The following is a 13897-nucleotide window of genomic DNA, read 5'->3' as shown; positions in this document are numbered from 1 at the left end:
TTCCCCGACGCGGTCCGTCCGACTCGGGCGCGTCTTCCGCGTCCGCCGCGGGACCTGTTGGTGTACTCAAGACCATCGGCGTCAACCGACGACAAGGAGTGACATGGCGTTCTCGGAGAAGCAGCAGGCGGTCCTGCGCAAACCGGCGTTCGGACACGTGGCCACGCTCGGCCCGGACGGCTCCCCCCAGTCCAGCCCCGTGTGGATCGACTGGGACGGCGAGTTCCTCAGGTTCAGCCAGACCACGACGCGGCAGAAGCTCCAGAACCTCAGGCGCGACGGCCGGATCGCGGTCTCGGCCACCGACCCCGACGACCCCTACATGTACGTGGAGGTCCGCGGCGTGGTCGACCGGGTGGAGGAGGACCCGGACAAGGCCTTCATCAACGAGATGGCGCAGAAGTACCTCGGGACCCCCTATCCGTGGGACAGCCCCGACGAGGAGCGTGTCATCGTCTACGTCCGGCCGGAACGCTTCGTCGGTCGCTAGGGCGCGTTCGGCGGACGCAGGCCCTGCCGCGCGGCGGGCGGCGTCCCCGAACACGCCCTCGGACACGGGCGCGGCCCCGCCTTCCGGCGGGGTCGCGCCCTCCGGTGCGCGTGTTCGCCGTTCCTGGGGGATACTTGTGGGAAACTTTGCATGGACTGCAAGGATCGACCTTGTGCGGGAGAGGACCATTGGGGCTTCGCGAACGCAAGAAGCAGGCCACGCGCCGTGCCCTCCAGGACGCGGCCGTCCGCCTCACGCTGGAGCGCGGTCTGGAGAACGTGACCGTCGAGGAGATCGCGGCCGAGGCCGACGTCTCCACCCGGACGTTCTTCAACTACTTCGCCACCAAGGAGGACGCCCTCCTGGGCGAGGTCCCGCGGTGCCCCGACGAGGACGTGCGCAGGCAGTTCGCGGAGGGCGGCCCCACCGGTGACTTCGTCGAGGACCTCATCACCATGCTGATCGCGTTCCTGGTCAGCACCGACGACCTCGACACCCAGCGCGACGACATGCGCCTGCGCAAACAGCTCATGGACCGCGAGCCCCAGCTCGTCCCCAGGATGCTCGCCCGCTTCCACACCGTGGAGACGGAGCTCGCCGCCACCATCGCCGAGCGGACCGGCGTCCCCGCCGAGGACGACCGCTCGGTCGTGGTCGCGGCGGCGGCCATGGCGGTGATGCGCCACACCATGAGGCGTCTGCGCTTCTCGGAGAACGAGGAGGCGTCGGACGTCCGCGCCAGCCTCCGCACCGACTTCCGCTTCCTGGGCGAGGCCTACGGGCGGTCCGGGACCGCTGACTGACCGAGGCCCTCGCCCGGACCCCGCGCCGCCCGGCTCCGCGCCCGGATCCCGGGGCCCGGACCCCGGCCCGGGTTCCAGGCCCCGGCCCCTCCGGCGGCACGGTCCGCGCCTCCGGTGTGCCCCACGCCTCAGCGCCCGGCCGGAACGCCGTGCGCCCCGGTCCGCGTCCAACCCCTGCGGGACGGGTCAAGCACCCCGGGCCCGGCCCCTCCGGGGGCTCGGGGGGATGTCAGGGGACGCCCAGGGCTGTCCCGGATGGGAATCGTCGTCAGGAGGGGGCAGGGTGGAGACATGAACCAGAACTTCCAGAGCAAGCGCTTCCGACGCAGTGGGAGCGACCGCTACCTCGCCGGCGTCTGCGGGGGGATCGCCGAGTTCCTCAACGTCGACTCCACGCTGGTCCGCCTGGTCTTCGTGGTCCTGACGGTCCTCGGGTTCAGCGGCGTCTTCGTCTACATCCTGGCCTGGCTGATCATGCCGGCCGAGAACGAGAAGCGCTCCTTGCTGGAGCAGATCATCCGCAACTTCCAGGGAAAGCCGAGCCAGAGCTGATGTGGACCCTCAGAGCACAACCGGGCTGGAAACGACGCGAGCTGCGCACCCCGCGGGAGGAGCGCGAGGTCGAGCAGACCTGCGAAACCCCCGCGGAGTGCGGCAAGGAGCGCTAGGGACACGGTGCGCTGGGGGGCCTAGGCACCGTCCCCGGTCGCGTTCATCCGGTCGATGGTCTCACCGGCCATCCGCGACCACGGCAGCGCCAGGAGCACCGCGCAGACCACGCCGAGGGCACCGGCCGCGGCGATGACGACGCCGGTGCCGAACCTCTCCGCGAAGAACCCGGCGACCAGGATGCCCACGCCCTGCGCGGCCTGGAGTCCGGCCGCGACCAGCCCGAAGGCCAGACTGCGGCCCTCCCTGGGCACGCACAGCACGAACGCCGCGTTGGCCACGAACTGGTAAGAGCCCGCGACGCCGCAGAGCGCGAGGGCGGTCACCATCAGCCACAGCGGCGGTTCGGTCAGCCACAGCAGCAGCGGCGCCGAGGCGAGGACGGCCAGCGGGCCGAGCAGGCGCATGCGGATGGGCGGCGGGACGAACCGGGTCAGGACGAATCCGCCGACGAACCCGCCGATCGCCGAGCCCGCCATGATGAACCCGGCCGCCGCCGCTCCGGCGCCGATCTCCTCGGCCATCGGGTTGGCGAGCCCGTAGGGGATGCCGTACAGGCCGGCGAGCCAGGCGAGCAGCGCCAGGGTGCGCAGCCTGCGGTCGGCGAAGACCAGCTTGGCCCCGTCGCGGGTCATCGCGACGAACCCCGGACGGTCCGACCGTTCCCCCCGGGGAGCCGGGCGCGCGGCCACACCCAGCAGCACGACGAGCGCGGACAGCACGAAGAGGACGCCGGTCGACATCACGGCGATGTTGGGGCCGATGGCGGCGACGATCAGGCCGCCGGCGACCAGCCCGGCGAGCATGCCCAGCTGCGAGGTGAGCTGGATGATGGCCGTGCTGGCGACGTAGCGCTCGCCATGGACGATCTCGGCCATCATCGCGGCGCGGGCCGCGGCGAAGGGGACCGACGGCACCACCGAGCAGAAGAGCAGTATCCAGACGGCCCAGATCGGCATGCCGGGGATGCCGATGAGCACGATCACGGCCGCGCGCGCGAGGTCGCAGGCGATCATGACGCGGCGGCGCGGCAGGAGGTCGGCGAGTCCGGAGATGAGGGGGCTGATGACCGGCGGCAGGAAGGTCAGGGCGAGGGTGACGCCCGCGGCCAGCGCGGAGCCGGTGATCTGGAAGACGAGCACGCTGGTGGCGATGTTCAGCAGGTTCGTGCCGATCACCGAGAGCGCGTGGGCGAGCCAGACGGACCGGAACTCGGCGATCGCCATGACGTCGCGGTAGCTGCTCCGCCAGTCGTCGTTGTTGGGGGCGCTCGAAGACTCGTGGTCTCCGTTGTCAGGTGTGTTGTCGAGGCGCGGATTGGCCACCCGGCACTCCCTTACTGTTACAGGGTTGTAATCACGCTGTGTCGTGTCCCAATAACCAACAGTTCCGGAAGGTGAGCTTCGTCGCAAGCCGTTCCGGGAAATTCGTGTCTGATTCGTTGCTGTGGGTAAGGAATGCCGGGTGGATTCGTCCGTGTTGTCAGGTCGCCTTGGGCGGATTGTTTTCGCTGCTCGCGGCGCGTGTGCGCGGAGCCGTGCTCCTGTTCTGGAACGGTGTTGATGAGCATGATGTGGATTTATATGTGCGAAGAGTGACGAAAAGCGTGATCCGAAGGAGACCGCGATCCGGGGGCGAGGGACCGGGGGAGTGCCGGGCTCAGCCCCAGCCGAGCTCGGTCAGACGGGAGTCGTCGATCCCGAAGTGGTGTGCGATCTCGTGCACCACGGTCACGAGCACCTCCTCCACCACCTGCTCGGGGGTCTCGCAGAAGGCGCAGATGTTGCGCCGGTAGATGAAGATCTGGTCCGGGAGCACACCGAAGTAGGAGTCGCCCCGCTCGGTCAGCGGGATGCCCTCGTAGAGGCCGAGCAGCCCCTCCGGCGACTCGTCCTCGACGGTGATCACCACGTTGTCCATGAGCTGTGCCAGCTCGGGCGGGATCTGGTCGAGGGCGTCGGCGACCAGTTCCTCGAAGTCCCTGCGCGTCAGTTCCACCACACCTGCCATTGTGCTGCCTCCCCGCGACGCGCCGGAAGCGACATAACACTCTCGAAGGGGATGAAACACGGGAACGCCTCCCCGGGAGGGGCATGATGGGGGTGTGTTGTCTTGGGAAGCGATCCGCGGATACGACCTTCGCGGAGCCCTCCGACGGCTCCGCGGCACCTTCGACCGGCTGCGCTCCGGCCGCGCGTGGCGGTGGGGGTGCGTCGTCGTCGCGGGCCTGGTCGGCGGCTGGCTGGGTCTGGCCCTGGGCGGCCAGGTGGTCACCCCCATCGGTCCCGCGGACGTCACGATGAGCCTGAGCCCCCAGTGGCGGGGTGAGACGGTCGTCGACGTGGCCCCGCTGGGGCAGCTGGCCTTCGACACCCACAGCGCCCCGATCAAGCTGGAGGCGAGGATCTCCAACATCCGGCTGTCCGCGGCCGAGGAGGTGTTCGCCGACCCCGAGGCGATCAACCGCATGGCCGCGGGGATCGGTTCCGACCTGCGCGCCGGTGTGATCGGCCTGCTGGTGCGCGCGGTGCTCGCCGCGGCCCTGGGGGCCGCCGTGGTGGGGCTGCTGCTCTTCCGCGACGTGTGGCGGGCCCTGGCCAGCGCCCTGGTGTCTCTGGGCGTGCTGGTGGCCTCCGGGGCCGTGGCCGCCAACACCTTCAACCCCAGCGCCATCGCCGAGCCCCGCTACACCGGGCTGATCGCGGGCGCCCCGCAGGTGGTGGGCAGCGCGGAGGAGGTCGTGGGCCGGTTCAGCCAGTACCAGGAACAGCTGGCCGGGCTGGTCGGCAACGTCGCGATGATCTACGAGGCGACCTCCACCCTCCCCGTGTACGAGAAGGACGAGTCGGTCATCACCGTGCTGCACGTGTCCGACATCCAGCTGAACCCGGCCTCGTGGAGCATCATCCGCACGCTCCGGGAGCAGTACGGGGCGGACATGGTGGTGGACTCGGGCGATCTCACAGACCGGGGGAGCGCGGCCGAGGACGCCTTCGCCGACGAGATCGGCGAGCTGGACGTGCCGTACGTGTGGGTGCGCGGCCGGCACGACTCCATGGGGACGCAGCGCGCGGTCGCGGCGCAGGAGAACGCCGTCGTGCTGGACGGCGAGGTCCAGGAGGTGGGCGGCCTGACCTTCTACGGGTCGGGGGACCCCCGCTACGTCCCGGACGCGACCCGGCTCAACCCCGACGCCTCCGAGGTGGCCGCCCGGGGCGAGGAGGAGGCCGAGAAGGTGGTCGACTCCCGCGAGGACGTGGACGTGGTCGTCATGCACACGCGCACGCAGGCGGAGGCCTTCGACGGGGTGGTGCCGCTGGTGCTGACGGGCGACGACCACCTGAGGTCCACCGAGCTGACCGACCTGGGCACCAGGTTCCTCGTGCAGGGGTCCACCGGAGGGGCCGGTCTGCGCGGGCTGGATCACGGCCCCGGCCGCCCGACCCCCTACCAGGCGTCGGTGCTGTACTTCGACGCCGAGACCGGGCGCCTCCAGGCCCGCGACGACATCGACCTGGGCGGCATCGGGCTGACGTCGGCACAGGTCGAGCGGCACATCGAGACCGACCCGCAGCGCCCGGTGGGCGAACCCTCCGAGGAACCGGAGGAGGAACCCGCGGAGGAGGCCCGCGACGGGCAGCGGACTCCCTGACCCGCGCGTCAGCGCAGGTGGAGGAGGTGCCGACTGGCCGTGCTTATCACTTTGGTGTTGGTTGCGAATCTCCCCTATGCTTGACGTGTCACACGGGCCCCCATCGTCTAGCGGCCTAGGACGCCGCCCTTTCAAGGCGGTAGCGCGGGTTCGAATCCCGTTGGGGGTACGAAGCGGTTCGAGCACTCCCGGACATCTGGCAGAATGAGAACCGCAGCGAGAGCACGGGGCCCAGGCCCGGTGCGACAACTGAACAAGGTCCTGTGGAGCAGTTAGGAGTGCTCGCCACCCTGTCAAGGTGGAGGCCGCGGGTTCAAATCCCGTCAGGACCGCCGTCGCCGAGAGATCGGCGAGTGCGGCTAGGTAGCTCAGTTGGTACGAGCGTCCGCCTGAAAAGCGGAAGGTCGGCGGTTCGACCCCGCCCCTAGCCACTCACACTGAGCAGCACCAACGCCCGGAAGCCACACGGCTCCGGGCGTTTTTGACAGCTACGCGACAGCAACCCGGTCATCCGAGCGCGTCCCCGAGCTTCCCCAGCGCCCGCCGCTTGTCGTCCAGCGAGGCGTGCGCGTAGATCGTCATCGTGACCCCGATGTCGCTGTGCCCCACGATCTCCCGGACCACCTGCGGCGGCACCTCCAGGTTCAGCAGCAGCGTCACGCACGTGTGCCGCAGGTCGTGGAAGCGCATCCCCTCCAGGCCCGCCGCCCGGCGCAGCGGTTCCCAGCTCCGGCGCAGGTTGTCCGGCTCCAGGGGAGTGCCCCGGCGCGAGGGGAACACCAGGCCCTGTTCCTCCCAGTCGGGGAAGGCGTCCGAGCGCTCGGCGAACTGCCGCTTGCGATGGGCCTTGAGCGCGTCCACGCAGAACCCCGGCAGGGGCACCGTGCGCGCCGACTCCTCCGTCTTGGGCGGCACCAGCGACAGCTTCCCGCCGACCCGTTGAAGGGTGTGGACCACCTCCAGGCGGCCGGCCTCCAGGTCGATGTCACGCCAGCGCAGCCCGAGCAGTTCCCCGCGCCGCAGGCCCAGGCACAGCGCCAGGACGTAGAGCGCGTGGAACCGGTCGCCCTCGGCCTCCTTGAGCAGCTGCCGGGACTGCGCCACGTCCAGACCCCGGTTCACCGCGTAGCGCGGGGGAGCGACCTTCACGAGGGACGCCACGTTGCGCGGGATGACCTCCTCCCGCACCGCCGTCTGGAGCGCGTTGCGCAGCACAGCGTGGACGGACTGCACCATGCGCGGCGACAGCCGGTGCCCGCAGCACTCGGGCACGGGGAGCGCGCAGCACCGGGGGTGCCTCCGGGCGGCGTCGGTGCCGTTGCGGCAGCACTGGCACAGCTGCCGAATGTTCGTGACGAAGGTCCGCACGTCCCGGGCCGTGAGCTTGGCCAGCCGCTTCTTCCCCAGGGCCGGGACGAGGTAGCGGCGAATGACGCCCTCGTACCCCTGCACCGTCTTGGGGCGGCGCTCGGCCCGCACCACGTGTTCCAACCAGTAGGCCAGGTACTCGGCCACCGTCCAGTTCTCGGAGGCGACCGGGATGCCCCGGTCGGAGTCGGCCAGGAGCCGGTTCAGCTTGGACCGTGCGTCGGCCTGGTCGCGGCCGTAGCCCTGGACGCGCTTGTACGTGCCGTCAGTGGTCAGCGCGTACCCGGCGAAGGCCCACCGGCCGTCCTTGCGCTGCCAGACGCTTCCCTCGCCGTTGGCGGCACGTCGGCGGCCCCTGCGGCGGCCCTTGCCCTCTGCGGCGCTCACGCGGCGTCCTCCAGGGCTTCCAGGCACTCCGGGAGCGCGGCGACGGGGACCAGGCGGCGGCGTCCGATCTTGACCGTGCGGAGCGTGCGGGAGCGGATGAGGTTGTAGACCATCCAGCGGCTCACGCGCAGGCGCTCGGCGGCCTCTTCGACGGTCAGCAGGAGTTCTGTCATGGTCACGCTGCTTCCTTTTCGGGGGTTGCCGAATGTTCGGGGTCCAGGGCGGCGGCGAGCTGTGCCCGGCGCTTGAGCGATTCACCGACCGCTCGGAGTAGGCGGCGTTCGCGGGGGGCGACGTCGGGGTCGGTGGGTCGGGCGAGTTCCCAGGCGTAGGAGCCCGAGGCCACCGTCAGCAGCGCGGGGCGCGGGGTGTCCTCGTCGCCCTGGCCGTCGTTGCCGGGGGTGACGCCGAGGGCGTTCAGGACCCAGGTGAGGCGGTCGGCTTTGTGGTCGGCGAGGGTTTTGCCGGACCACTTGCGGGAGACCAGGACGCGGCGGCCCGCGTAGCCGAGGTGTTCGCGGCGGTGGGCCTTGGAGCGGCAGAACCCCGGTCGCATCCCCGGCTTGGCCCCCTCGGGCTGGATGCCGTAGCGGAGCCAGTTGGAGCAGCGGGGCGAGCACGGCTCGAAGCGGAGCGCGTCGAGGAGCCGGTCCACGTGCTGTTCCTGCCGGGTGGTCTCGGCGGCGTGGCAGTCGGCGATGTCCTTGGTCAGGTACTTCGCCAGGTAGCGGACGCACCGGTCTGCGTCGGCGGACCCGGCCACGACCCCTTTGGCGTCGACCTGTCGGCCGAACCGCACCACGTGATGGGGTTCGGCGTCGGGGTCCTCATCCAGGGCGTCCAACGCCTCGTCCCACGTGGGGAGCAGTTCGCCCGTGGCCGGGTCGAAGAAGGTCCCTGCGGATGCGTTCCATTCGGGAAGGCGGTCGCCATCGAAGCGGACCGTGTCGGCGTTGGGCCACCACACCTGGTGGTAGGTGGCGGCGGCGATCTGGCGCAGCTCGGCCCGTGGAAGTGTGCCGCGTGTGGCCATGTGCAGGTGCGGGGCCAGGCGGCGTTGGGGCTCGACGGCGGCGAAGTACTGGACATCGAACCCGGCGACCCGGCGCAGGTTCTGCACGAACCGGTCCACGAGCTTGGAGAAGTGCAGGGCGTCCCGGGCCGAGCGCCGGTAGTCGTAGGTGGAGAAGTCCACCGGGGTGCCGTCGGAGCGGACCCGCCCGTAGGAGTCGAGCGTGAGGGTGATGAAGAGCGAGGGCCGGAACACCTTGCCCGAGGCCGGGTCGGTGTAGGCCCGCCCTACCGTCTTCCTTGTCATGGGTCGCTTGGGCAGGTCGGGGGCATCCTGGCGGCGTTTGGTGGAGCGCACCCGCCGGGGCTTGGCCGTGGCGGTGTCCGAGGAGCGGGTGACCGATCCCCGGAGGCCGGAAGCGGTGATTTCCTCGTCCAGGTCGGCTATCGCTGCGTCCAGCGCGGCCAGGTCCTCCACCGAGGCCGCCCCCGTGGCGGCGAGGCGGTCCCGTTCGGCTGTCACCATGGCCCGCTGTTCCACCCAGGCCCGCTGGGCGTCGGTGGGCGGGTCGGGTTGCACCACGGGTTCGGTGTCCAGGTGCCAGCCCTCTTCGCACTGGGTCCGCCGCAGCGACCGCTTCCGTTTCGCGCAGGCGGGGCAGCGCGATTCCAGGGTGGAACCGCATGGCACGTCGATCACCGTCGTCTCACCGGTGGCGATGTCCGTGCGTCGAAGGGACACGGGTCGGATGCACACGCCGTGGTCGGCGGCGACCTGTTCGGCCACCTCAAGCGCCAGGGGTTGCGCGAGGCGTTCGGCCCGGGTGGACTTACCGGTAGGCGTCGGCATCAGCCCACCCCCCACAACCACAGAGCGGGAGCCCCCACCCCATGCACCCACGACCACCCAAGCCGTGGTTCCTGGTCAGCAGCGTCATCATCGTGATCAGCTCCGGAGCGTGGCTCGTGTTCGGCCGCCCGAGTGGTTGGCTGGCCTTTGCGGCCTGGGACGTACTGATCACATGGCTGGTCTGTCTCGGGTTGGCCACACACGAGTACCGGAAGGCACGATCCATCCACAGCACACATCAGGCCGCCCCCGAACCCGAGGAAGAACCCACCCCGTAGCCGTCGGCCATGGCGGTGATGTCCTCGTCGGCCACGTACGCGGCCCGGACCCGCACCGGAGCCGGTGAGCCCTCCAGGTGGACGTAGGCCACACCGGGAAGCGTGGGGTCGATCAGGTGCGCCTCAGCGCCGCGTTCCCGGGCACCCTCTCCGAGGACCATGTCCACCTGAGACGCCTCGTCCAGGCGCAGGGCGACCTTGTCGGGGAAGAGGTTGCGCAGGTTCATGACCTCCTTGCGCGGGTCCTGGAGTGCGGCCAGGACGGCGAAACCGACAGAGCGGCCCTGGGAGGTGAGGGTGGCTATCGCGTTCTCCGCGCGCCGGCGCACGTCCCGGTCGGGGTGGTAGGCCGTCAGGAAGGCGACCTCGTCCAGGACCACGATCACGAAGGGGTCATCGGTCGTGGGCACGTGGGAACGCAGTTTCCCCGCGTAGCGTTCGGCCCTGTCCTGCATGTCGGCCACGGCTCGTTCGAGCAGCGCCACCGCGGATTCGCCGTCGTCGGCGTAGTGGGCGAACAAATCCCGCCCGTAGGACAGCTCCATACGCTTGGGGTCGATCGCCCACACCTGTGCCGTCCCGTTCGCCACGGCCGGGAGCATTGCCCGAACGGCCGACCAGATCACCGAGCCCTTCCCGGAGCCGGTCACGCCGACCACCAGCACGTGTGTGCCGTGGAGCTTGAGCAGCCAGGACGAGCCGTCCTCACGCCGCCCCACGGGAAGGGCGTCGAGGTCCACGTGGTGCGTCATCGGAAAGGCGTCGAGGGGTTCGGCCAGGGTGTCGCGCCGGGGGAACTCCAAGGTGATGTCACGGGGGCCGTTGACGGTCACCCGGCAGGACGGGGCGGCGAACCCGTGCGCCAGCTCGGACACCCTGTGCTCGAAGTCGGCCGGAGCGGTGCCGGCCACCAGGGAGACCCGCACCCGGTCCGCCCAGGTGTCACAGGTGACACGGCGGATGCGGGGCAGGTAGCGGCGTTCCTGGTAGGACTCGGCCAGCCCGGCGATGACCAGGACCGGTTGCCAGTGGCGCCGGTAGACGGTGACGTGCCGCCACCACGCCAGAACGCGCAGGATGACCCAGCGCCGGTGCGAGTCGGGCCAGGCACGCCACCACACCAGCGAGACCACGGAGGCAGCGGCCCAGAGCCCGGCGAGACCCGGCCAGCCCAGCCACCACCAGGCGGCGACGGAGGCGGACAGCCCGGAGACCATGACGGGGAACCGGAACGGCAGCGCGACCAGGAACCGGGCCAACCGCCAGATCCAGGAGGCCAGGACGACGATGCCTGGGGTCTCCACGATCGGAGTCGTGAACCGCACCCTCTGGGCGGGTGTGGGAAGGGTCGGGGAGGTCTGGGCGGCACCCACCTTGGGCTGACGCAGCATCACGCCCCACCGCCGTTCGCGTTCTCGGCCTCGGACAGGAGCCGGTCACGGGCGACCCGGGCGCGTTCGGCGGCACGGGCGGCGTCGGGGTTGCCGTCCCGGTCCGCGATGGCGGCGAACACCCGGGCCTTGAAGTCGAAGAACGCGGCCCGCTCGGCCTTGGTCGTGCGCGGCTTGTCGAACTCGGACAGGAAGGCCCGGACCAGTTGGGGGCCGGTCAGCTCGGACGGGTCGGGTCGGTTTTCGGACATACTGAAGACACCTCTTCTGAAAGTTGGGAAGCTTCCGGGAGGGTTGTAGGGGCGGCTAGGTGTTGCAGCACCAGGCCGCCCCGTCTCATGTCTTGTGGCGGGTCAGGCGGCTTCCTTGGCCGCCGGAGCGCGACGACCGCCAGCGGCACCGCCGGGAGCCTTCACGCCACGGGCGCGCAGGGAGTACGCCACCCGGGGGCGACGGCCGGAGTCGTCCACGTAGGGCATGACCGCCATGGACTCGAACTCGACCGGCCGGAACGGCAGCCCCGGAACCTCGTCGGGCAGGGTGGGGCAGACCTCGGCGGCGACCTTGACCTTGACCGACTTGGCCTTGCCACGCGCTTCGGGGTCGGCGTCGATCACGTCCACCGCCCACAGCGGAAGCCCCGTGTCCTTGTCGAGCTGGGGGCGCTTGGTCTCGAAGTCGGTGATCGCCTCCACCCCGAGGGCGAAGGCACCGTGCGGGAACACTGTGCCGAACTCGACCGGCAACGCACCCTGGATAGCCATGCGGACTCCTCACCGCGCCTGTCGGCGCAAACGAAAGTGTGTGGTCGGTCGCGCCTCCCACAGCAGGAAGGACTGTGCGACCCACCACACACTAATCCGCACTTTTTGTTTTGTCTAGTACGTGAAGTACTAGCTAGAACTCAGAGTGCGCCCACCCTCCTCGCTAGGCCGGTCAGCGCTGTTCCGGCGGGGTCCTGGATCGCCAGGAGGTCACCGACGACCTGCCGCACGATCGGGTGCGAGTGGACCTGTTCGGGCGTGATCCGCTCCGCTTCCTCCAGGGTGGACACGGCGGCGTCGGCGTTGCGTCGTTGGAGCTGGGCGCGTGCCACGTCGATGAGGAAGCGGCCCCGGCGCTCCGGGGACAGGATGGACACGTCCACGCCGTCCGCAGCCCGCAGGGCCACGCCAGCGTCGCCCAGGTCCACCGCCACGGACACCTCGTGCAGGCCCACGTTCGCCGGACCGAACTCGGTGTTGAAGTCGTTGCGCTCTGCGCCGATGGCGTCCGCGATCCGCTTGGCCTCGGCCACGTGCCGGTAGGCGACCGTGGCGTTGTTGCGCCGTGCGGCGGCGACCGCCCGTTGCAGGGTCAGCGCGCCGTAGACGGACATCGCTTCGGGGTTGCCCTCCTCCACCAGGCCACCCAGAGCCTCACAGGCGGTCTGCGCGGTGGCCTCCACCTGGTCGTAGTGGCGTGCCCCCTGGAAGGTCAGGCACAGGCGGAACTCACCCGCCGCCATGAGGAGCGGGTCCTCCGCCCGTTCGGCCGCCGTGATGGCGCGGTCGGCGGCTATCCACGCCGCTTCGTACTCGCCCAGGCGGGACAGCGTGGAGGAGCAGGCCCGGTAGGCGGCGTTGAGGAGCCGGAACAGCTCCAGGCGCTCACCGTTGGGGACCGAACGCGCGGCCGACTCCAGATCGGGGATCAGCGACTCCAGGACCTCGGTCAGCTCCATGTAGGCACTGGCGTGCGTCAGCTCCCAGGCGCGGTCCACCCGCTGTCGAAGGCCGTCCATGTCGACCGACGCGGGATTGCGCCGCAGCAGCGCGGCCAGGGCGTGCGACCCGCTCAGGATGAGGCGCAGGCGGCTACTGCCCGGAGGCTCCTCGTTGGAGGCGGCCACGATGGGCGCCTCGGCGGCCAGCTCGGAGACGGGGATCTCCAGGACCTCGGCCAGCTTTTCGAGGACCACCATTCGGTCGACCTTGCGCACCCCGCGTTCGACCTGGGACACCCAGGTCTCGGAGCGTCCCACGAGTCCGGCGAACTCCCGTTGGGAGAGTCCGCGCTGTCTGCGGTGCTTGGCCACCTTGCGACCGAGCGCCTTCTGGTAGTCGGTGCTCACTCCTGCACACCCTTGGCGTCCACCAGGTCCAGGAAGTCCACGTCCACCGAGGCCAGGAACGCGCCGCGAGCGTCGAGGAAGCGCTTCACGTGCGGCTGCTCCTCGTGCGCCTCGAAGGCGGTGCGGTCGGCGTACAGCTCGTAGAAGATCCGCTCCAGCGGCTTGCCCTCCACCGTGTGGACCGCGTACACGAGCGTGCCCGGCTCGCTCCGGCGGATGTGCGGAAGCGTCTCCGCCACCAGGGCGTCGAAGCCGTCGACGGCGGCCTCGTCCTTGAGCGTGAACCGCACAGACAGTCCGAACATGGGGCACTCTCCCTCACTTCGACTACAAGACCCGTACTTATTGTGCGCGCAAACCAGTGCGCTACACACGCATTCAATGTACGGTAGCCGTACTAATAGTACTAGTCATGCAGCTCAGTGTCTGCCCCCCTGCACCCAGAGCACGAGGTGAAACCCCATGTCCCTCCACGCAGACAGGCCCAACCGCACGGTGAGTGTCCACCACGGGTGGTTCTACGGCCGCCCCGACCAGATCGCCGCAGTGCGGGCGTTCGTCGCCGAGCGTCTGGCGGACTGCCCGGTGGCGGACGACGCGGTACTACTCACAAGCGAGCTGGCGACCAACGCCGTCCAACACACGCCGTCCAATCTTCCGGGGGCGGGGTTCGGCGTCCTCATCGAGCACGAGCACGGCCGTAGTGTGCGCGTTACCGTCCACGACGGCGGTTCGTATTTCGACGCCCCGTATGTGGCGCAGCCCGAACCCGACGCCGAACACGGACGCGGCCTGTTCCTCGTTGACGCCCTTGCAGCCTCATGGGGCAGTCATGCCACCCTCTCTGGCCGCAAGACCTGGTTTCTCTGTTTGTATGGGTGACTT

General features: G+C 70.1%; 15 protein-coding genes and 3 tRNA genes. 8 read left to right on the top strand and 10 right to left on the bottom strand.

Annotated features, from left to right (window positions below; all coding sequences use genetic code 11):
- The first annotated feature begins 103 nt into the window (after nt 1-103).
- The 3 genes from EV372_RS08445 to EV372_RS08435 all read left to right on the top strand — a co-directional run bounded on the left by EV372_RS08445 (nt 104) and on the right by EV372_RS08435 (nt 1845).
- Complete coding sequence (locus EV372_RS08445; protein ID WP_130395547.1) at nt 104-490, top strand: PPOX class F420-dependent oxidoreductase; 387 nt, start codon at nt 104-106, stop codon at nt 488-490.
- Between the two features lie 188 nt (nt 491-678).
- Nucleotides 679-1293 carry a TetR/AcrR family transcriptional regulator gene (locus EV372_RS08440; protein ID WP_130395546.1) on the top strand — a complete coding sequence of 205 codons (615 nt, stop codon included), beginning with the start codon at nt 679-681 and terminating at the stop codon, nt 1291-1293.
- A gap of 291 nt (nt 1294-1584) precedes the next feature.
- Nucleotides 1585-1845 (top strand): PspC domain-containing protein, encoded by a 261-nt coding sequence (locus EV372_RS08435; protein ID WP_013155458.1) that lies wholly within the window; start codon nt 1585-1587, stop codon nt 1843-1845.
- Between the two features lie 137 nt (nt 1846-1982).
- Here the strand turns inward: EV372_RS08435 and EV372_RS08430 are convergent, their stop codons facing one another.
- On the bottom strand, nt 1983-3287 hold the full coding sequence (locus EV372_RS08430) for an MFS transporter (RefSeq protein WP_130395545.1): 1305 nt from the start codon (nt 3285-3287) through the stop codon (nt 1983-1985).
- A 334-nt stretch (nt 3288-3621) separates the two neighbouring features.
- A complete protein-coding gene (locus EV372_RS08425; RefSeq protein ID WP_013155455.1) occupies nt 3622-3972 on the bottom strand; it encodes a metallopeptidase family protein in 351 nt (116 codons plus the stop codon).
- 97 nt (nt 3973-4069) lie between these two features.
- Here EV372_RS08425 and EV372_RS08420 point away from each other — a divergent pair, with 97 nt between their 5' ends.
- The 4 genes from EV372_RS08420 to EV372_RS08405 all read left to right on the top strand — a co-directional run bounded on the left by EV372_RS08420 (nt 4070) and on the right by EV372_RS08405 (nt 6045).
- Nucleotides 4070-5614, top strand: coding sequence for a metallophosphoesterase family protein (locus EV372_RS08420; protein WP_130398820.1), 1545 nt, complete (start codon nt 4070-4072; stop codon nt 5612-5614).
- Nucleotides 5615-5710: 96 nt separating this feature from the next.
- Nucleotides 5711-5783, top strand: a tRNA-Glu gene (locus EV372_RS08415).
- A gap of 88 nt (nt 5784-5871) precedes the next feature.
- A tRNA-Asp gene (locus tag EV372_RS08410) sits at nt 5872-5946 on the top strand.
- Nucleotides 5947-5971: 25 nt separating this feature from the next.
- Nucleotides 5972-6045, top strand: a tRNA-Phe gene (locus EV372_RS08405).
- Nucleotides 6046-6121: 76 nt separating this feature from the next.
- Here EV372_RS08405 and EV372_RS08400 read toward each other — a convergent pair.
- From EV372_RS08400 to EV372_RS08360, 8 genes are all read right to left on the bottom strand, one after another.
- Nucleotides 6122-7369: a tyrosine-type recombinase/integrase gene (locus EV372_RS08400; protein ID WP_130395544.1), complete on the bottom strand. Its 1248-nt coding sequence runs from the start codon at nt 7367-7369 to the stop codon at nt 6122-6124.
- Nucleotides 7366-7542 (bottom strand): helix-turn-helix domain-containing protein, encoded by a 177-nt coding sequence (locus EV372_RS08395; RefSeq protein ID WP_083926642.1) that lies wholly within the window; start codon nt 7540-7542, stop codon nt 7366-7368. Before EV372_RS08395 ends, EV372_RS08400 begins: the two co-directional genes overlap by 4 nt.
- A gap of 2 nt (nt 7543-7544) precedes the next feature.
- Nucleotides 7545-9230 carry a replication initiator gene (locus EV372_RS08390; RefSeq protein WP_130395543.1) on the bottom strand — a complete coding sequence of 562 codons (1686 nt, stop codon included), beginning with the start codon at nt 9228-9230 and terminating at the stop codon, nt 7545-7547.
- 238 nt (nt 9231-9468) lie between these two features.
- Complete coding sequence (locus EV372_RS08380; protein ID WP_130395541.1) at nt 9469-10899, bottom strand: FtsK/SpoIIIE domain-containing protein; 1431 nt, start codon at nt 10897-10899, stop codon at nt 9469-9471.
- The gene (locus EV372_RS08375; RefSeq protein WP_130395540.1) at nt 10899-11150 is read right to left on the bottom strand and encodes a hypothetical protein; all 252 of its coding nucleotides are present in this window, start codon (nt 11148-11150) and stop codon (nt 10899-10901) included. The genes EV372_RS08380 and EV372_RS08375 overlap by 1 nt, the downstream gene beginning before the upstream one ends.
- 102 nt (nt 11151-11252) lie before the next feature.
- Entirely contained in the window at nt 11253-11663 is a 411-nt protein-coding gene (locus tag EV372_RS08370; RefSeq protein ID WP_130395539.1) for a plasmid replication, integration and excision activator, read from the bottom strand.
- 140 nt (nt 11664-11803) lie between these two features.
- Nucleotides 11804-13012, bottom strand: coding sequence for a helix-turn-helix domain-containing protein (locus EV372_RS08365; RefSeq protein WP_130395538.1), 1209 nt, complete (start codon nt 13010-13012; stop codon nt 11804-11806).
- Nucleotides 13009-13317 carry a putative quinol monooxygenase gene (locus EV372_RS08360; protein WP_130395537.1) on the bottom strand — a complete coding sequence of 103 codons (309 nt, stop codon included), beginning with the start codon at nt 13315-13317 and terminating at the stop codon, nt 13009-13011. The genes EV372_RS08365 and EV372_RS08360 overlap by 4 nt, the downstream gene beginning before the upstream one ends.
- A gap of 157 nt (nt 13318-13474) precedes the next feature.
- Here EV372_RS08360 and EV372_RS08355 point away from each other — a divergent pair, with 157 nt between their 5' ends.
- On the top strand, nt 13475-13894 hold the full coding sequence (locus EV372_RS08355) for an ATP-binding protein (protein ID WP_130395536.1): 420 nt from the start codon (nt 13475-13477) through the stop codon (nt 13892-13894).
- The last annotated feature ends 3 nt before the right edge of the window (nt 13895-13897 follow it).

The sequence above is a fragment of the Nocardiopsis sp. CNZ308 genome, from assembly GCF_004217075.1.
Note: the sequence above shows the minus strand (reverse complement) of the source record. Positions and strands in the feature narration are given on the sequence as shown.